Below are 18,139 nucleotides of genomic sequence, written 5' to 3' on the forward strand. Positions count from 1 at the left end.
GAACGCTGTGGTGTCGGAACAGGTACGGCGGGCGAGTGGTTGCGGACGCTTCTCCCCTCAGATCGCCCCGCGGCCCAGGGCGGTGCGCACCACCTCCGGCGCATGGTCGATGACCCGCAGATAGGCGGTCAGGGCCGAGTCCGGGCGGGCCTCGCCCTGCTCCAGGTCTTCCAGCAGGGTCAGGTCGATATTGAAGGTCCGGGCGAAGTCGGCCTGGGACAGGCCCGTGCGCCAGCGGACGGCCTGGACCAGGGCGCGGGCGGAACGGGCGCGCGCCGGAGTGGCGCCCTCGTCGATCGCGAGGTCGGCATGCTTGGTCATCGAAACGCTCCTGGACCTAACGTCCTCCCTTTGGACGACTAATAGGACCGGTCGATTGCAGAATTTCGACGGCTTTGAGTCAGTCCGTGTCGGAAGCTTGGCCCTTGGCCAGGAAACCCGCCGTCGCCTCGATCGCCTCGACCAGGCTGACGCGCTCGATCTGGACGCCTTCGGGCAGACTGGAGAACAGCCGCGTCGGCGCGGCGGCGTCCAGCATCACGAACACGCCCCGGTCGTCGGCGCGGCGGATGAGGCGGCCGAAGGCCTGGCTGATGCGGGCCCGGGCCACGGCGTCGTCATAGCCCTTGCCGCCAAAGCGCAGGCGACGAGCCTTGTGCAGCACGTCCGGACGCGGCCACGGCACGCGGTCGAAGACCAGCAGGCGCAAGCTGCGCCCCGGCACGTCGACGCCATCCCTGATCGCGTCGGTGCCGAGCAGGCACGCATCCTCTTCCGCGCGGAAGATGTCGACCAGCGCCCCCACCTCCAGCGGATCGACATGCTGGGCGTAGAGGGCCAGCCCTTGGTCGGCCAGCGGCGCGGCGATGCGCTCGTGCACGGCCTTCAGACGGCGGATGGCCGTGAACAGGCCAAGCCCCCCGCCTCCAGCGGCCAGGAACAGCTCGCGCATAGCGGCCGAGACCTGGCGCGGGTCTTCCTTGTTCACGTCGGTGACGACGTAGGCCTTTGCGTTGTTTTCGTAGTCGAACGGCGAGGCCAGGCGCAGCACCTTGGGCGCGGTGGGCAGGCGTGCCGCGCCCGTGCGCATCTCGGCCAGGGCGAACGGGTCTTCCAGCGCCGGATCGACCAGGGTGGCGCTCGTCACCAGCACCCCGTGGGCCGGCGACAGCACCGCCGCCCGCAACGGCTCGGTCGGATCCACCCAGTGACGGCGACAGGCGGCGTCGACGACCCGGCCGTACAGGAAGGTGGCCTCGAACCAGTCGACGAAGTCGGGATCGGCCTGGGTCGGGTCGACCTCGTCCTCCTCGATGGCCTTCAGGATCGAGCGCCAGGCCGGCAGAGTCATGCGGGCCCGGCGATCCAGGCCCCGCAGCGCGCCCTCGATCCGCGCCCGCTCGGATGGGCCCAAATGCTCGGCGTCCTCGTCCAGCACGTCTTCCAAGGCGCGGACCAGAGCCAGCAGCGGCGCTTCCAGCGAGGCTAGGGCCCGAGCAGCTTCCGGCGCGCGCTCACGGACCAGATCGATTAGCGGCTTGGCGTCACATTGCAGGCCAAGGTCAGCGCCCCCCCGCTCGCTGGAGCGGGCGCGCAGCTGCTCGATCACCGCGACCAGGAAGCTCTCGATCGGGCCGATCGGATTGATCTGACCGTCCGGCGGCGCGACCCGGCCCGACCAGCCCTCGCCGGGCAGGGCGGCGGCGGCGTGGATCGCCTGGGTCATCGCGAGCCGCGCGCCTTCCTTGTCGCCCAGGATGTCGAGCAGGCGGGCCTCGAGCCCCCTGCCCCGGCGGCCACGCCCCTCGGGACCGCGGATCCAGCGACGCAGCTCCGCGGCCTCGGCGCCCGACAGGGCCGCCGAGAAGGCGCTGTCGGCGGCCTCGAACAGGTGGTGACCCTCGTCAAAGACGATGCGCTTGAGGCTGGTGGTCTCGTTGTCGCCCTTCAGGCCCCGCGCGGTGCGGGCGCCGTCGAAGGCGGCCTGGGTCAGGACGAGGGCGTGGTTGGCGATCACCAGGTCGGCGCGCTTGGACGCCCGCACGGCCTTTTCGATGTAGCAGATGCGATAGTGCTGGCAGCCGGCATGGATGCACTCCCCACGCCGGTCGACCAGGTTCGACGGACTGGCCTGGGCCGAGGGCGGAACGGCCGACAGCGTCGGCAGCCAGGCCGGGAAGTCGCCACCAGTCATGTCGCCATCGCGCGTCGCGCGGGTCCAGCGGGCGGTCAGGGCCAGGCCGATCAGGTCGCCATTGCCCAGCTGGGCGCTGTTGATCTGCTCCTGGAAGTTCAGCAGACACAGATAGTTCTCACGCCCCTTGCGGACGACGGCCTTCTTGGCGCGCTCCTTGGGGTCGGGATAGATCGACCGGCTCTCGCGCTCGATCTGGCGCTGCAGGGCGCGGGTATAGGTGCTGACCCAGACCGACGGACCATTGGCCTCGGCCCACAGCGAAGCGGGGGCCAGATAGCCGAGGGTCTTGCCGACGCCGGTGCCGGCCTCGGCCAGCATCATCCGCGGCTCGCCTTCGCGCTCGCGCGGCTGGAAGGCGAAGGAGGCCTCCTTGGCGAAGGTCGCCTGGGCCTCGCGCACCTCTTCCAGGCCGGAGCGTTGCAGCAGCTCGTTCAGCCGCAGCTCGACGCGTTCAGGATCGATCGGCCGTGAGCCGGACTCGCCCGGCGGGGCCTGGTCTTCCCATTCCAGCAGGCGCGCCCAGACGTCGAGGCCCGAGCCGCGGAACTGATTGCCGACAGGCACCGAACGCAACGCGCCGATCACCGAAGCCCCCCACGACCATCCGGCCTTGGCCAGGGTCTCGGCCACGGCCAGGGCCTCTTCGCGCGACGGGACCGGCGTCAGGGCCAGCTCGCGCAGCAGGGCGTCGGCGCTCTCGCGCAGGCTCTGGGCTTGTTCAGCGGCGCCATGCGGCTCGCGCAGGCCAAGCGCCATGGCCAGACCCACGGCCGAGGGCGCGCAGAACGTGGCCGGGCGAACGAAAGCGTAGAGCTCCAGCACGTCGAACAGGCGCGGGCCACGGCCGGGCGGCGACAGGTTCAAGCGGCGAGCGGTCATGGCCGCATGGGCCACCAGCACCGGGCCGTGCTCGAAGAGATCGCGAGCGTCGGGCGCGCGCAGCATCCGCCCCTCGCCCGAGCCGTCGGCCACGCCAGCGCGCGGCCCGGGCAGGACGACCAGGGCCGGAGCCAGATCCAGAGTCGGCGGGGAAACAGTCACGCGAGTCTGTTAGCAAAAACGGCCGCGAAACAGAATGGGAACGGGCGCTTTTCAGCCGATCCGGCCGTCCTCGTCGTCGTCCAGGCCTTCCAGCCGGTCGACGGCCTCCTGGGCGCGCTGGCGCAGGTCCGCGTCCGGACTCTCGGCCGCGCGGCGGTACATGGCCAGGGCCAAGTCGAGATCGGCCCGCACGCCATGGCCGCGCTCGCACATGATCCCCAGGCTGTACCAGGCCTCCAGATGCCCGCGCTCGGCCGCCATCTGGAACCAGCGCATGGCCAGGGTGTAGTTCACCGGCGCGCCCTCGCCGTTGTGGTGGGCCACGCCCAGGCTGGACATGCCGGCGGCCAGGTCGTTGTTGGCCGCCGCCGTGTAGAGACGCAGGGCCTTGGCCTCGTCGCGCGGCACGCCGCGTCCCTTGGCGTGCAGGTGGCCCAGGCTGTTCATGGCCTCGGGCGAGCCCATCTCGATCGCCCGCTGCAGCATCAGGACGCCCTTGGCGACATCGACCCGCGCGCCATAGCCGTCCAGATAATATTCGCCCGCTGCGAAGGCCCCGCGCGCCGAGCCGGCCTCGGCCGATTTCAGGAACCAGGACAGCGCCGAGCGGGGCCGTGCGGGCGCTCCGCCCCCGCCTTCGTTCAGGACACCCAGATTGTACATGGCGTTGGGGTCGCCCAGGGCTGCGGCGCGGGCGTACAGCTTCGTGGCCGCGCGGCGGTCGGCCGCCACCCCGTCGGCGCCATCGAAATAGAGATTGCCCAGCTCGACCATGGCGTCGGTGTCGCCGCCGGCCACGCCCTTGCGCAGCCAGGCCAGGCCCGTCTTCACGTCGGGATCGCGCCCCTCGCCGCGCAGGTGGCACAGACCCAGATCGACATAGGCCGCCGCATCGCCGCTATCGGCCTGGCGTTGGGCGACGTCGCAGTCGATGGCCGCCTCGAACGACTGGACGACGGCCGCGCCCACGGACGACGGCGCCATCAGGGCCAGAACGGCAATCAGCACTCGGATACGCATCAGGTCCCCGCCGAGCCCCGATCGTCGCATCGCCGGCCGCCTCGTCAAGCCAGACAACCGCAAGCTTCGCAACGCGCAACCGGACTCGCCCGTTACGGGTTCAAAAGGCGGATGAAACAGAAGGGGAACATGCTATATCGCGGTCAATGCTCGCAGGCGACGCCCTTCCTCCCAAGTTCCAAGCGTGGTTCGCCGCCCGTGGCTGGAGCCCGCGCGAACATCAGCTGGCCATGCTGGAGAAGGCCCGGGCGGGACGCGGCGCGCTGCTGATCGCCCCGACGGGCGGCGGCAAGACCCTGGCCGGCTTTCTGCCCAGCCTGATCGAGCTTGCCGAACGCCCGCCGCGCAACACCCCGGCCGGGATCCACACCCTCTATATCTCGCCGCTGAAGGCCCTGGCGGTCGATGTCGAGCGCAACCTGCTGACCCCCATCCGCGAAATGGGACTGCCGATCGTGGCCGAAAGCCGCACCGGTGACACCGGCGAAAGCCGCAAGGCCCGTCAGCGGATCCGCCCGCCAGACATCCTGCTGACCACGCCCGAACAGCTGGCCCTGTTCTGCGCCTGGGAAGGCGCGCGCGAGTACTTCAGCGACCTGCGCTGCGTGATCATCGACGAGGCCCACGCTATCTGGCCGGGCAAGCGCGGCGACCTGCTCGCCCTGGGCCTGGCCCGCCTGCAGCAGTTCGCGCCGAACATGCGACGGGTGGGCCTGTCGGCGACAGTCGACGATCCGGACCTCGTGCGAAAGTGGCTGGGCGTGAACGGCCGTGACAGCATCGACCTCGTCCTCGGCTCGGGCGGCGCGCAGCCGGTCGTCGAGGTTCTGGTGTCCGGCGGCCGTGTGCCGTGGGCCGGCCACACGGCCGAGCACGCCATGGCCGAGGTCTACGAGATCATCAAGTCGGCCCAGACGGCGCTGATCTTCGTCAACACCCGCTTCCAGGCCGAGTTCGCCTTCCAGCGCCTGTGGGAGCTGAACGAGGCGGACCTGCCGATCGCCCTGCACCACGGCAGCCTGTCGGCCGAGCAACGGCGCAAGGTCGAGGCGGCGATGGCGCGCGGCGAGCTGCGGGCCGTGGTCTGCACCTCGACCCTGGACATGGGCATCGACTGGGGCGACGTCGACCTCGTCATCCAGCTGGCCGCGCCCAAGGGGGCCTCGCGGATGGTCCAGCGGATCGGCCGCGCCAACCACCGCCTGGACGAGCCCAGCCGCGCGCTGTTCGTACCCGCCAGCCGTTTCGAGATGCTGGAGTGCCGCGCCGCCGCCGACGCCATCCTGGAGAACCACCTGGACGGCGAGCCGGCCCGCGTCGGCACCCTGGACACCCTGGCCCAGCACATCATGGGCTGCGCGTGTTCGGAGCCCTTCAAGCTGACCGACCTCTATGACGAGATCCGCTCGGCCGGGCCTTATGCGGAGCTCAGCTGGGAGGACTTCGAGACCGTCGTCGACTTCGTCTCGACCGGCGGTTACGCCCTGCGCACCTACGACAAGTTCCGCCGCATCGTGCAGACGCCCGAGGGCCTGTGGACCGCCCGCAACGCCCAGGCCAAGCAGCAGCACCGTATGAACGTCGGGGTCATCGTCACGCCCGGCATGATCAACATCCGCATCGGCGGCGGCAAACGCCCGATGGGCGGCCGCAAGATCGGCGAGGCCGAGGAAGGCTATTTCGAACAGCTGACGCCCGGCGACACCTTCGTCTTCGCCGGCCAGGTCTGGCGCTACAACAGCCTGGTCGGCGCCGACGCCTTCGTCAGTCCCGCGCCGAACGACGATCCGAAGATGCCCAGCTGGGGCGGCTCGAAGTTCCCGCTCTCGACCTATCTCGCCACCCGCGTGCGCCAGATGATGCACGACGAGCGCGAATGGACCGCCCTGCCCCCGGACGTCCAGGAATGGCTGGCCTGGCAAAAGCTGCGCTCGGCCATCCCCGACGAGGGCGAAATGCTGCTGGAGACCTTCCAGCGCGGCAAGCGCTTCCACCTGGTCTGCTATCCGTTCGACGGCCGCCTGGCCCACACCACCCTGGCCATGCTGCTGACCCGGCGGCTGGACCGGCTGGGCGTCGGTCCGCTGGGCTTCGTCTGCAACGACTACGCCCTGAACGTCTGGGCGCTGCGGCCGATGGACGGCCTCGACATGGACGAGCTGTTCGCCCAGGACATGTTGGGCGACGACCTGGAGGCCTGGCTGGACGAGAGCTTCATGATGAAGCGGGCCTTCAAGCACTGCGCCCTGATCGCCGGCCTGATCGAGCGCCGCCATCCGGGCGCCGAGAAATCCGGGCGGCAGGTAACCTTCTCGACCGACCTGATCTACGACGTGCTGCGCAAGCACCAGCCCGACCACCTGATGCTGCGCTGCGCCCGCCATGATGCGGCCACCGGCCTGCTGGACATCGCGCGCCTGGGCGACATGCTGACCCGGGTGCATGGCCATATCCGCCACATCGCCCTGGACCGCGTCTCGCCCTTCGCCGTGCCGATCATGCTGGAGATTGGCCGCGAGCGCGCGCCGGGCGACGCCGCCGGCGAGATGATCCTGGCCGAGGCCGAGGAAGACCTGATCGCCGAGGCCATGCCGTGACCCGCTTCTCCCCCTCTTCCTGCGGCGGCCTGCGCATCGCCCTGGCCAATGTCGAGGTTATGCTGCGCTGGTCCGGCGCGATGTGGCTGGAGCGCGAGCGCACGCTGGTCGTCGCCGACCTGCACTTCGAGAAGGGCAGCAGCTACGCCGCGCGCTTTGGCCAGATGCTGCCGCCCTATGACACCCGCGAGACCCTCGACCGCCTGGACCGCGAGCTGGAGCTGCTGAAGCCCGAGCGACTGATCTTCCTCGGCGACAGCTTCCACGACGGCGCGGGCGAAGCCAGGTTGGCGGCCGACGATCATCGACGCCTGGAAGGCTTGGCGTTGGGCCGCGAACTGGTCTGGGCGGTGGGCAATCACGACGCCGACGGTCCCAAGGTCCTGCCCGGCGAGGTGATCGACGAGGCCGCCATCGCCGGCCTGACCCTGCGCCACGAACCCGAGCCCGGCGTCCAGCTGGGCGAGGTCGCCGGCCACCTGCACCCCGCGGCCAAGGTCGCCAGCGGCCGCGCCACCACCCGCCGCCGCTGCTTCGTCACCGACGGCCAGCGCCTGGTTTTGCCCGCCTTCGGCGCCTTCACCGGCGGCCTGAACATCCTGGACGAAGCGTTCTCGAACCTCTTCGCCGGCCCGCTGCTGGCGGGGGCCCTGGGCCCCAGCCGGGTCCATGCGGTGGGCGTGAAGTCGCTGCGGCCGGACTGAGCGGCCGCGCGGGCGCTACATATGCAGCGCCTGCTCCAGGGAGAACGCCAAGGACATGGCCGCGCCGGCGGTCAGGAGGGTGCGCATGCGGGGACGCCAGGCGGGGCCTTCGTGGGCGGTGACGTCCCAGACCCATTGCAGCAGCAGCACCAGCAGGAAGCCCGACAGCTGCCAGGCCGGTTCGAACTTCAGCTCGCCCAGCAATAGGCCAAAGCCCGCCAGCGGGAACACCAGCGACAGACCCAGCACCGACCAGCGCGGGCTGGCGCTGTCGATCTCCAGCCCCGAGCGTACGCCGCCAAAATACGAGACCATCGCCGCCGAATAGGCCAGCAGGCCAACCAGCGCCGCGTGCCGCAGGTCGAGCGGGCCGTAGCAGAACAGGAAGGCGGAGATGAAGAAGGGGATCAGGGTCGAGAGGCCGAACACCCAGACGGCTGGGGGAACCGGCGTCCGCTCATCCACGGACTCGTTCATGCATCAGCTCCTTCGGAAGGCGACCGAAGCCGCCCACCCTGCGCCCAGGGCGACTATTACCGACAGCACGCCATAGGTCCACGGACGATCTTTGGCGAAAAGATACAGGGCCCGTTCGAGCCCGGCCTTCTCCACGATCAATTCCCGGTCGCGGATCGACACGGGTTTGCCGTCCTGGAACAGCACGATGCGGGCGCTGTAGCGGCCGATCGGGGCCTCCGCGGGCAGGTCCAGCTGGGCGCGGAACAGGCCCTTGTCGACGAAGCGCACGCCACCCGGATCGGCGGCGTAGAGGCCCGCCTTCTCCTTCAGCCGCAGCACGGCGCGGCGCCAGTCCAGATAGTCAGCGCCCAGGCGGCTGACGACCACGTCGCGGACGCCGTAGCGGGTCTCTACCCGGCGCTCCAGCGGGGCGGCGATAGTCAGGTGCTCCAGCCCTGCCCCCAGGTGGCGCAGCGGTGCGAAGCCGGCGATGTCCTGCAGCTTGCGGGTCGATGCCACGCGGTAGAAGCCCGGCGCGCCCTCGAACACCACCGGCCGGCTGTTCAGCCACAGCCCCGCGACCTGGGTCTTGCGGGCGATGCGGATGGGCTGGTCGGGGCCGCGCACGATGACGACGATGTCGCTGGGCCGGTCCTTGGGATCGAACACCGCCCCGTAAAGCACGATGCGCGCGCCGCGGAAGCCGGAGCTGACCCGGATCTCGGTGTCGGTCAGGGCCGCGGAAACAGCCGGCGCCGGAGGCGCTTCCACCAAAGGAACAGGAACGGGGGGAATCATCGCGCCGTCCCCGTCATCAGGACGAAGGCCTCGTCGGGATGAATGAACAGGTCCGCGCCCATGCGCAGGCCGACGGCCAGGACCAGCAGGGCCAGCAGCGCCCGCAGCTCCTCGGCGCGGAAGCGACCCGAGGCCCGCGCGCCAAGCTGCGCGCCGATCACGCCGCCGATCAGCAGCAGGGTCGCCAGCACGATGTCGACCGTCTGGTTGCGGCCGGCCTGCAGCACGCTGGTCAGAGACGTGGTGATGACGATCTGGAAGAGGCTGGTGCCCACCACCACCGGCGCGGGCATGCGCAACAGATAGATCATGGCCGGCACCAGGATGAAGCCGCCGCCCACGCCCATCACCGCCGACATGATGCCGACGAACACGCCCAGCAGCACCGGCGGAATGACGCTAATGTAGAGGCGCGAGCGCGGGAAACGGACCTTGAACGGCAGGGCGTACAGCAGCAGCGGCCGGCGATCGCGGCGCGGCTTGGGCGGCTGGCCCTTGCGGCGGCGCAGGATGGCGCCGACCGACTCCATCAGCATCAGCCCGCCGATCACGCCCAGGAACAGCAGGTACGAGACCGAGACCGCCATGTCGGCCTGGCCGATCAGGCGCAGCCAGCGGAAGACCTCCACGCCCAGGAACGAGCCGATCGCCCCGCCCGTGGCCAGCACCCCGCCCATCCTGAAGTCGACGACGCGCTTCTTACTGTAGGCGATGACGCTGGAGACCGACGAGGCGGCGACGTGGTTGGCTTCGCTGGCGACGGCCACCACCGGCGGGATGCCCATGAACACCAGCACCGGCGTCATCAGGAAGCCGCCGCCGATCCCGAACAGCCCGGAAATGAAGCCCACGAGCCCGCCCAGCGTCACCAGCAGCAGCGCGTTGACCGACACTTCGGCGATGGGCAGGTAGACGTGCAAAGCGCGCGCGGTCCTTGCGGCTTCAGGGATGTCCCTGATTGCCGGGCCTGCGCGAGGGGGTCAACGTGTAGATGCTCCCCCGTGATACGGGGGAGCTGTCGCGAAGCGACTGAGGGGGCCCGCTGAAGGTCGGCGGAGCTTGCCCCCTCCGGCCCTCTGGGCCACCTCCCCCGCACGCGGGGGAGGATCTAAAGCGGACTAGCGCGCGTAGACCGACAGGCGGTTCAGGGTCTCGCCGTCGACATTGCCCGAGGCCGGCAGGCCCTGGTCGCGCTGATAGGCCGAGATGGCCATGCGCAGAGCGGGCGACGAGACGCCGTCGCGCGGACCTTGGTAGTAGCCCAGTTGCGACAGCACGCGTTGAGCCAGGCCCAGATTGGCGTTGGCGGCGGCGGGCGCAGCGGCGGCCGTCGACAGACTGGCCGTCTGGACTTGCGTCTGCGGACGGAAGGCCTGGGCCGAGCGGTCGGCGGTCTGCTGGGCTTCGGCGGTCAGCTGAGCGCGCAGGGCGGTGGCGCGGCTGCGGGCGGTGGCGTCACCGGCGCGGCCGGCGATCACGTACCACTTGTAGGCCTCGGCCGGGTTCTGGCTGACGCCCAGGCCGCTTTCATAGAGCTGGGCCAGGTTGAACTGGCTGTCGACGAGGCCGAGGTCGGCGGCCTTGCGGAACCAGGTCGCGGCGGTGGTCGAGTTGCGCGAACCGCCCTCTCCCTTGAAATAGTAGAGCGCCAGGTTGTGCATGGCGCGCGGGTCGCCGCCATTGGCCGCGCGCTCGCTCCAGCGGCGGGCTTCGGCCATATCCTGTTTCACGCCGCCCTTGCCGCTCTCGAACATCTTCGAGAGGTAGAACTGCGCGGCCGGATAACCGCCATTGGCGGCGCGCTTGAGGATCTCGACGCCCGAACGGTCGCCGGCCTCGATCTTGCGGACGCCGTCCTCGAACAGGGCCTTGGACGCGTCGGTGGCAGCCGGCGCGGCGGCTTCACCTTCGACGGGCGTGGCGACGGCCAGGGCGGCGCGCGGCCCGCCCGGGGTGGTGTCGGCCTCGGGACCGTTGATCTCGACGTCGGCGCTACGACCAGCGATGGCGGCGGACACGCGCGAGGGCGCGGCGCCCGACCCGTCGGTGTTGAGCAGCAACAGACCGCCCACGCCCGCGCCCAAGGCGCCGGCGGCGCCGAACACGGTGACGGCGGTAGCCACGGTCGCGCCCAGCCGCTTGGGCTTCTTGGCGGCAAAACCGCCGAAGCCGCTGAACAGCGAACCGGACTTCTCGCCCTTCTCGGGCTTGATCTTTTTTTCGGGCTTTGCCTTGCCGGAGCCCTTGGCCTCCGACGCGGCGGCGGCCCGGGCGGCCGCGCGGGCCTGCTCAATGATGTCACGGGTCGACATCGGCCGCGTCGGCTCGGCGGGCGCGAAGTCGGAGACCTCGTGCTCGGCTTCGTAGCGCGGCGCTTCCGGCTCGAAGCCGTCAGCGATGGCGTAGTCGTCGTGCGCGAAGCTCTCGGCCCGCGGCTCCTCGGCCGGGAACTCGGCGACCGCATAGTCGTGCGCGACCGGACCACGCGAGGCCGGCGGCGGCGGAGCGTCGAACACGTCGTCCTCGACCGCGTGGCTGAACGAGGCCGACTGGTCGAAGCCGAACGCGTCATCAGCGAACGGCGAAACGGCCGGCGCCGGCGGCGGGGCGGCGCGAGCCGGCGCGGGGGCCGGAGCGACGGGCGCCGGCTCGGCTTCCAGCTTGCGCTGGGCTTCGCTCAGCCGGGAGTCGATCTTCTGCTGAGCTTCCTCCAGCATCCGGAGCGTGCGCTCCTCGCTCTGGCGGATGCGGTCGACCAGTTCCTGGCTGGACCGTTCGTGACGCTGGTTCAGGCGATCGGTGACGCGGGCGACCTGCTCACCGACATCGTCGATGGCCAGGGCGTTGCGGCGCTCGGCGCTGCCGATGCGCTCGGCCAGCTTCTCGGTGATGCGCGCGATCTCGCCGCCCAGCTTTTCCAGGGCCTGGGCCTGGACGCTGTCGGCGCGGTTCAGCTTGTGCTCAACGGTGGCGGCGATGCGCGCCACCTCGCCGCCGACCTGTTCGATGGCCGTGGCGTTGCGTTGTTCAGAGGCCTGGACGCGGCGGTTGAAGGCGTCGGCGACGCCCACCACTTCGCGGCCCATGCGCTCGATGGCCTGGGCCGAGCGCTGCTCGGCGGCTTGCACGTGGGCGGCCATTTCGCCCAGCTTGCGTTCCATGCGGTCGAAGCGGCCGTCGGCGGTTTCGCGCAGCTTGGCGGCCATCTCGAGGCGCGCAGCTTCCATGCGCTGGGTCAGGCTGGCGGCCAAGGTGTCCAGTCGCTCCTGCACGCCGGCGGCGGGGTTGGCGCCCTCGACGGCGCCGAGACGGGTGTCCAGCGCCGAGAACGACGAGCCCAGCTCGCGCAGGGCGTCGCTGGTGCGGGTTTCGGCGGCTTCCAGGCGTTCGCTGAGGCGGGCGACCACGGCGTCGACCAGGGCGGTCGGGTCCTGCGGCGTCGCGGCGGCGGCTTGTTCGTTCAGGCGGGCTTCCAGCGCCGCGATCGTTTCGCGAGTGCGGGCCTCGCCCTCGTAAAGATGGCCGGCGACCTTGCCCAGAGCGCCTTCCAGCGCACGAAGCGCCTCGGCTGAACGCGGGCCGGCCGCTTCGGTCTCGATGCGGCGCGTCCGCTCGGCGGCGCGGGCCTGTTCGCTCTTGAGGTCGTTCACAGCGCCCTCGAAACGAGCAGCGACGGCGATCTGTTCCCGTTCCGATTGTCCCAAGCGCGTGAGCGCCTCGCGGACGGAATGGTCGATGCCGGTGATGGCGGCGGCGTTGCGGCCTTCGGCGGCTTCGATGCGTTGCGTCAGGCGGTCCAGGGCGACGGCCACGCGGCCGACCTCGTCCGCCGGGTGCTGAGCGATCTCCATGCGCGGAGGCGCATCGTCCTTGACGATTTCGAGATAGGCGCGGTTCGGCGGCGGCGGGGTTTCATCGCCGGCGCGCTGCTCCGCCGGCTGACCATCGCCCTCGATGATCATCCGATTGAGCCATTCACCCAGAGTCATGCCAGAGCGACGCGCGAGGTCCTTGGCGACCTCTCGTGCCTTAGGGTCAATGCCCTTTACGCTCCATGGCGAAGCCGCCGTCATGCGAATCGATCTCCACGCACCATGGAGAAAACGCTAGTCGTCGATTCCGATATAGTAAACGCGACGAAAACGCCGGGTTCAGTGGCGCTCGCATTCATTGTGGAGGAATCAGGACGGAGGTCAAACGTTCTGTAGCGCGCTTTAAATGCAAGGGAGTTAACGCACGTTAACCATTTGCCAGGCCGATTGCCGCAGGCCTAGAAGGCGGCATGGACCTTACCGCCACCATCGCCGCGGCCGTCGTACTGCTGCTCCTCGCTGTTCTGTGCGGGTGGCGAGGCGCGCGCCCGTCCAATGTTCTCAAGGGGCCGCGCATGGTTCCGTGGCGCCCGCTGATGATGGTCTGCGTGGTCGCCTTCATGCTCATGCTGGTCCATCTGGTGAACCTGCTGGGCGTCGAGACCGGCAACCAGACGCGCTATTGAGTCACACTCAGCTGGCGGCCTTTTTGGGCCGTTTGGTGAGCCCCGACATGCCGCCCGAAGACAGCAAACCGATGTCGGCGAGCAGGAAAGGGATGGCCCATTTGTGGGGCGCGGCAATGTAGCGCGGCTGCCAGACGGGGTCGTACTTGTCCTTGTAACGACGCACGCCCTGGAAATTATAGATCTCCTCGCCGCGCTCGTAGAGCAGTCGGCCGACCCGCGACAGGATCGGGGCCAGGCGCCGATCGTCCAGGCCCGCCAGCGGCGCGACGCCGAACTCGAACGCCTGGTAGCCCTGGTCCTTGCCCCACTGCAGGAGCTCGACGAACAGGTAGTCCATGACGTTCTTGGGCGCTTCGTCGGAGTAGCGCATCAGGTCCATCGAGAACGACGTCTTGCAGGCCGTCAGCCACAGGGTGGCGAAGGCGACGATCTTGCCCTCCTCGCCCCGCACGACGGCGACCGGAAACTCGGCCACGTAGCGCGGATCGAAACCGCCCATCGAGAAGCTCTTCTCGCCGCCGGCGTGGTGCGACAGCCAGGCGTCGGAGATGCGCTTCAGCTCGTCCATGATCGCCACGGCGCCGCCGACCGGCAGCACCTCGAAGGCGGCCCCGCCCTCCCCGGCCTTGCGCCAGTTGCGGCGCAGGACCTCGCGGCGGCGGCCGACCAGGCTGAAGGCCTCCAGCGGCACGGCCGCGCTCTCGCCGGTCTTCTGGATGGCCAGCCCTAAGTCGACGGTGTCGGGCAGGTCTTCGGGACCCAGGCCATAGAAGCCCGCGCGCGCGGCATGGGCGTCGGCCAACTCGCGGAAGCGCCAGAACAGCTCCATGCGCTCCTCGTCCTTGCCGACCGGCGCGCCCAGGGCCACCCACGAGCGACCGCGGACGCCGAACATCAGGAAGCTCTCGCCCGAGGCTGAGAACAGGAAACGCTTGTCGCCCAGCAGCGCCAGGTTGGCGCTGGGCTCGGCGTCCTCGGCCTTGGCCAGGATGGCGCGGACGCGGTCGAACTCGGGATCCTTGTCGTCGACTACGCCGGGCGTGGCGGCGGTGGCGATCAGGCGCCAGACGCCGACGGCCAGCAGCACGATGGCGGCGGCCACCGACGAACGGATGGCGCGGGCCGCCTCGTCATGGTCCTGCAGGATGCGGATCCACGACTTGTCGGCAAATTCGGTGTGTTGGAACGACCACCAGCCCAGCAGGGCTGCGCCGCCGATCGCCGCGGCCGCCGACAGCAGCCAGCCCGGCGTGATCTCCATGCGGGAGAGCGCCGCCTTGCGATGGAAGGCCTCACGGAACGGCAGGATCATCAGGAAGCAGACCAGCAGCATCGCCGTCTCTTCCCAGTTCAGCCCCTTGAAGATCGCCAGCACCGCCGAGGCGGCCAGCACGATCAGCGCCGCCCACCAGGCCGCGCCCAGCCGCGCGCGCAGACCGAAAGCCAGCAACAGCAGCACTAGGCCCAGGATCGACGAGAAGAAGTGGCTGATCTCGATCAGCAGATCCGGCGCGATGGCCAGCAGCAGCAGGAAGCGGGTCGGCTCGGACGGCGTCGCACCCGAAGCCAGCAACATGACCCCCGCCGAGGCGGCCAGGATCGCCGCCAGCATCGGCGCGATCGCCAAGGCCGCGGGTCTGAAAACTGTCGCGGACATCCAGATCCCGGTTCGACGAATCCCCAGCGGGATCCAGCAGCGGTTTCTCCTATAACTCGCAAATCGATATGCGGTCGCGGGCGATGATGCGAAACGATCGTTTGAATCGACTTGCCGCCGTCGCTCCCCGGGGTACTGTGTCGATCAACGACAGGTCCGCTTTAGGGAGAAGAGACCATGGCCGATTTCGGGGGAACCGAACTCGACGCCTTCCGCGCCGAGACGCGCGCCTGGCTTGAGGCCAACTATCCGCCGTCCCTGAACGCCCCGATGGGCGAGGACGAGGCCCCGTGGGGCGGCCGCAAGATGGTCTGGAAGAACCCGGACGCCAAGCTGTGGCTGGACCGCATGGCCGAGCGCGGCTGGACCGCGCCGATGTGGCCCAAGGAATACGGCGGCGGCGGCCTCTCCAAGGCCCAGAACAAGGTGCTGGAGCAGGAGCTGCGCCGCATCAAGGCGCGCCCGGCCCTGATGAGCTTCGGCATCTGGATGCTGGGCCCGGTGCTGCTGGAATACGCCACCGAGGAGCAGAAGCAGCGCTTCCTGCCCCAGATCGTGCGCGGCGAGATCCGCTGGTGCCAGGGCTATAGCGAACCCGGCGCGGGCTCCGACCTCGCCAGCCTCCAGACCAAGTGCGAGGACAAGGGCGACCACTGGCTGATCAACGGCCAGAAGGTCTGGACCAGCTATGCCGACCAGGCCGACTGGATCTTCTGCCTGGTGCGCACCGACACCAGCAAGAAGCACGAAGGCATCTCGTTCGTGCTGTTCGACATGACCTCGCCCGGCGTAGAGGCCCGCCCGATCAAGCTGATCAGCGGCTCCTCGCCGTTTTGCGAAACCTTCTTCGACAACGTGAAGGTCCCCAAGGAACAGCTGGTCGGCAAGGTCAACGGCGGCTGGGACATCGCCAAGCGGCTCCTCCAGTACGAGCGCCAGAACATCAGCGCCTCGGGCTTCGGCGGCGGGGGCGGCCTGTCGGTCGTCGAGGCGGCCAAGAAGGAGATCGGCGTTGATGGCGAGGGCCGCATTGCCGACGGCGACTTCCGCGCCCGTCTGGCCGCACATTCTATGGACGCCCACGCCTTCATGCTGACCGTGCGCCGCGCGGAAGCCGAGTCCAAGCAGGGTTCGGGCCCCAGCGCCGCCGTCTCGATCATCAAGTACGCCGCCGCCAAGATGAACCAGGAGCGCACCGAGCTGCTGGTCGAGGCGCTGGGCCTGCAGGGCCTGGGCTGGGAAGGCGAAGGCTTCGCGGCCGAGGAGTTGGCCGCCCCCCGCGCCATGCTGCGCGCCAAGGGCAACTCGATCGAGGGCGGCACCAGCGAGGTGAACCTCAACGTCGTCGCCAAGCGCGTTCTGGGCCTGCTGGACCACCAGTAAGACCATGATCGAGTTCTGGTACGAGTTTGCTTCGACCTATTCCTATCCGGCGGCCATGCGCATCGAGGCGCTGGCCGCCGACCGGGGCGTGGCCGTGGCCTGGCGGCCGTTCATCGTCGGCCCGCTGTTCCATGAGCAGCAGGGACTGACCGACAGTCCGTTCAATGTCGTGCCCACCAAGGGCAAGTACATGTGGCGCGACCTGGAGCGGGTCTGCGACCAGCAAGGCCTGCCGCTGCGCCATCCCAGCCAGTTCCCGCGCAACAGCCTCTTGGCCGCGCGCGTGGCGATCGTCGGGCTGGAGGACGGCTGGACCCCGGCGTTCAGCCGCGCGGTCTATCAGGCCAACTTCGTCGACGATCTCGACATCGGCAGCCCTGACGTTCTGGGTCCGCTGATCGCCGAGGTCGGGGCCGGTCCGGAGCACGTTCTGGCCGCAGCGCAGTCCGACCCGATCAAGGCCCGGCTCAAGGAGCACGTGGCCATGGCCAAGGCGCGTGGCCTCTTCGGCGCGCCCAGCTTTCTCACCGCCGACGGCGAGCTCTTCTGGGGCAACGACCGTCTGGAACAGGCCCTTGACTGGGCCGTCCGTCATCAATCCAGGGAGCACGCCTGATGGCCGTCCTGACCGAAGAACAGACCATGCTGCGCGACGCCGCCAAGGGCTGGTCCAGCGAAAGCGCGCCCGTCGGCGCCCTGCGCAAGCTGCGCGACGGCAAGAGCAAGCAGACCTTCGATCCGTCCGCCTGGAAGGAGATGGGCGAGATGGGCTGGGCCGGGGTGATCGTGCCCGAGGCCCATGACGGCTCGGCCTTCGGCTATCTGGGCCTGGGCCTGATCCTGGAAGAGACCGGCCGCACCCTGGCCGCCTCCCCCCTGCTCTCCACGGCCATGATCGCCGCCTCAGCCCTGCAACTGGGCGGTTCGGACGACCAGCAGAAAGCCTGGCTGCCCAAGATCGCCACCGGCGAGGCCGTGGCCTCCCTGGCCATCGATGAAGGCGCGCATCACGCCCCGGCTCGCACGGCCCTGACCGCCACCAAGGGCGGCGCGAGCTTTGTGCTGAACGGGACCAAGACCCTGGTTCTGGACGGCGAGGCCGCCGACCTGCTGATCGTCGTGGCCCGTACCGGCGGCAAGGCTGGCGACACCGACGGCCTGACCCTGTTCCTGGTCGCCGGCGACGCGGCCGGCGTGACCCGCAAGCATCTGTCGCTGATGGACTCGCGCGGCGCGGCCCAAATCGCCTTCGACGGCGTTGAGGTCGGCGCCGACGCCGTGCTGGGCGAGGTCGACAAGGGCTGGGCCATTCTGGAACCGGTGCTGGACCGCGCCTATGCGGGTGTCGCCGCCGAGATGCTGGGCAGCGCCTCGGCCGCCTTCGACATCACGCTGGAGTACATCAAGACCCGCACGCAGTTTGGCCAGGTGATCGGCACCTTCCAGGCCCTGCAGCACCGCGCCGCCAAGTGGTTCACCGACATCGAGACCACCCGCTCGTGCGTCGAGGCCGCCCTGGAATCGCTCGACGCCGGCGCCGACAGCCGCGCTCTTGCCTCCCTGGCCAAGGCCAAGGCCAGCGAGCTGGTCCACCTGGCCAGCAACGAGATGGTCCAGATGCATGGCGGCATCGGCATGACCGACGCCCACGACGCCGGCCTCTACATGAAGCGCGCTCGCGTCACCGAGGCCCTGTTCGGCGGCGCCAGCTTCCACCGCGACCGCTACGCCCGCCTGATGGGCTTCTGATACCCCCAATCCTGGGGATGGGCCGCCTCCGCG

At 69.7% G+C, this 18,139-nt stretch carries 14 protein-coding genes; 6 read left to right on the forward strand and 8 right to left on the reverse strand.

Annotated elements, in window-relative coordinates; genetic code table 11:
* Window positions 1-57 precede the first annotated feature (57 nt).
* The 3 genes from ABDW31_RS09520 to ABDW31_RS09530 form a co-directional block, all read right to left on the reverse strand.
* Window positions 58-321, reverse strand: coding sequence for a helix-turn-helix domain-containing protein (locus tag ABDW31_RS09520; protein ID WP_184720978.1), 264 nt, complete (start codon window positions 319-321; stop codon window positions 58-60).
* Between the two features lie 79 nt (window positions 322-400).
* Window positions 401-3,238, reverse strand: coding sequence for an ATP-dependent DNA helicase (locus ABDW31_RS09525; protein ID WP_343698528.1), 2,838 nt, complete (start codon window positions 3,236-3,238; stop codon window positions 401-403).
* 51 nt (window positions 3,239-3,289) lie between these two features.
* Complete coding sequence (locus ABDW31_RS09530; protein WP_343698529.1) at window positions 3,290-4,258, reverse strand: tetratricopeptide repeat protein; 969 nt, start codon at window positions 4,256-4,258, stop codon at window positions 3,290-3,292.
* Window positions 4,259-4,404: 146 nt separating this feature from the next.
* On the opposite strand from ABDW31_RS09530, the gene ABDW31_RS09535 reads away from it, so the two are divergent.
* Complete coding sequence (locus tag ABDW31_RS09535) at window positions 4,405-6,855, forward strand: ligase-associated DNA damage response DEXH box helicase (protein WP_343698530.1); 2,451 nt, start codon at window positions 4,405-4,407, stop codon at window positions 6,853-6,855.
* Window positions 6,852-7,559, forward strand: coding sequence for a ligase-associated DNA damage response endonuclease PdeM (pdeM, locus tag ABDW31_RS09540; RefSeq protein ID WP_343698531.1), 708 nt, complete (start codon window positions 6,852-6,854; stop codon window positions 7,557-7,559). The genes ABDW31_RS09535 and pdeM overlap by 4 nt, the downstream gene beginning before the upstream one ends.
* 15 nt (window positions 7,560-7,574) lie before the next feature.
* On the opposite strand, the gene ABDW31_RS09545 is transcribed toward pdeM, so the two are convergent.
* The 4 genes from ABDW31_RS09545 to ABDW31_RS09560 all read right to left on the reverse strand — a co-directional run bounded on the left by ABDW31_RS09545 (window position 7,575) and on the right by ABDW31_RS09560 (window position 12,889).
* Window positions 7,575-8,036, reverse strand: a complete 462-nt coding sequence (locus ABDW31_RS09545) for a DUF3429 domain-containing protein (protein WP_343698532.1) — start codon at window positions 8,034-8,036, stop codon at window positions 7,575-7,577.
* A 3-nt stretch (window positions 8,037-8,039) separates the two neighbouring features.
* A complete protein-coding gene (locus tag ABDW31_RS09550) occupies window positions 8,040-8,816 on the reverse strand; it encodes a TIGR02186 family protein (protein WP_343698533.1) in 777 nt (258 codons plus the stop codon).
* On the reverse strand, window positions 8,813-9,736 hold the full coding sequence (locus ABDW31_RS09555; protein WP_343698534.1) for a sulfite exporter TauE/SafE family protein: 924 nt from the start codon (window positions 9,734-9,736) through the stop codon (window positions 8,813-8,815). The genes ABDW31_RS09550 and ABDW31_RS09555 overlap by 4 nt, the downstream gene beginning before the upstream one ends.
* Before the next feature lie 198 nt (window positions 9,737-9,934).
* On the reverse strand, window positions 9,935-12,889 hold the full coding sequence (locus ABDW31_RS09560) for a peptidoglycan-binding protein (RefSeq protein ID WP_343698535.1): 2,955 nt from the start codon (window positions 12,887-12,889) through the stop codon (window positions 9,935-9,937).
* 209 nt (window positions 12,890-13,098) lie between these two features.
* Here ABDW31_RS09560 and ABDW31_RS09565 point away from each other — a divergent pair, with 209 nt between their 5' ends.
* The gene (locus ABDW31_RS09565; protein ID WP_184720994.1) at window positions 13,099-13,314 is read left to right on the forward strand and encodes a hypothetical protein; all 216 of its coding nucleotides are present in this window, start codon (window positions 13,099-13,101) and stop codon (window positions 13,312-13,314) included.
* Between the two features lie 7 nt (window positions 13,315-13,321).
* Here the strand turns inward: ABDW31_RS09565 and ABDW31_RS09570 are convergent, their stop codons facing one another.
* Window positions 13,322-14,974: a bifunctional lysylphosphatidylglycerol flippase/synthetase MprF gene (locus tag ABDW31_RS09570; RefSeq protein WP_343698536.1), complete on the reverse strand. Its 1,653-nt coding sequence runs from the start codon at window positions 14,972-14,974 to the stop codon at window positions 13,322-13,324.
* Window positions 14,975-15,151: 177 nt separating this feature from the next.
* On the opposite strand from ABDW31_RS09570, the gene ABDW31_RS09575 reads away from it, so the two are divergent.
* From ABDW31_RS09575 to ABDW31_RS09585, 3 genes are read left to right on the forward strand one after another with little or no spacing between them, the layout of a single operon-like run.
* Complete coding sequence (locus tag ABDW31_RS09575; protein ID WP_343698537.1) at window positions 15,152-16,357, forward strand: acyl-CoA dehydrogenase family protein; 1,206 nt, start codon at window positions 15,152-15,154, stop codon at window positions 16,355-16,357.
* Between the two features lie 4 nt (window positions 16,358-16,361).
* Window positions 16,362-16,973, forward strand: a complete 612-nt coding sequence (locus tag ABDW31_RS09580; protein ID WP_343698538.1) for a 2-hydroxychromene-2-carboxylate isomerase — start codon at window positions 16,362-16,364, stop codon at window positions 16,971-16,973.
* The gene (locus ABDW31_RS09585) at window positions 16,973-18,106 is read left to right on the forward strand and encodes an acyl-CoA dehydrogenase family protein (RefSeq protein WP_343698539.1); all 1,134 of its coding nucleotides are present in this window, start codon (window positions 16,973-16,975) and stop codon (window positions 18,104-18,106) included. Before ABDW31_RS09580 ends, ABDW31_RS09585 begins: the two co-directional genes overlap by 1 nt.
* Window positions 18,107-18,139: the final 33 nt, after the last annotated feature.

This window comes from Caulobacter sp. (genome assembly GCF_039596335.1).
GTDB lineage: Bacteria > Pseudomonadota > Alphaproteobacteria > Caulobacterales > Caulobacteraceae > Caulobacter.

Bases quoted from the DNA above. Each gene is read 5' to 3' on its own strand.
- ABDW31_RS09585 (WP_343698539.1), top strand. From the start codon at position 16,973: ATGGCCGTCCTGACCGAAGAACAGACCATGCTGCGCGACGCCGCCAAG.
- ABDW31_RS09560 (WP_343698535.1), bottom strand. From the start codon at position 12,889: ATGACGGCGGCTTCGCCATGGAGCGTAAAGGGCATTGACCCTAAGGCA.
- ABDW31_RS09550 (WP_343698533.1), bottom strand. From the start codon at position 8,816: ATGATTCCCCCCGTTCCTGTTCCTTTGGTGGAAGCGCCTCCGGCGCCG.
- ABDW31_RS09580 (WP_343698538.1), top strand. From the start codon at position 16,362: ATGATCGAGTTCTGGTACGAGTTTGCTTCGACCTATTCCTATCCGGCG.
- ABDW31_RS09575 (WP_343698537.1), top strand. From the start codon at position 15,152: ATGGCCGATTTCGGGGGAACCGAACTCGACGCCTTCCGCGCCGAGACG.
- ABDW31_RS09535 (WP_343698530.1), top strand. From the start codon at position 4,405: ATGCTCGCAGGCGACGCCCTTCCTCCCAAGTTCCAAGCGTGGTTCGCC.
- ABDW31_RS09545 (WP_343698532.1), bottom strand. From the start codon at position 8,036: ATGAACGAGTCCGTGGATGAGCGGACGCCGGTTCCCCCAGCCGTCTGG.
- ABDW31_RS09565 (WP_184720994.1), top strand. From the start codon at position 13,099: ATGGACCTTACCGCCACCATCGCCGCGGCCGTCGTACTGCTGCTCCTC.
- ABDW31_RS09570 (WP_343698536.1), bottom strand. From the start codon at position 14,974: ATGTCCGCGACAGTTTTCAGACCCGCGGCCTTGGCGATCGCGCCGATG.
- ABDW31_RS09530 (WP_343698529.1), bottom strand. From the start codon at position 4,258: ATGCGTATCCGAGTGCTGATTGCCGTTCTGGCCCTGATGGCGCCGTCG.
- ABDW31_RS09520 (WP_184720978.1), bottom strand. From the start codon at position 321: ATGACCAAGCATGCCGACCTCGCGATCGACGAGGGCGCCACTCCGGCG.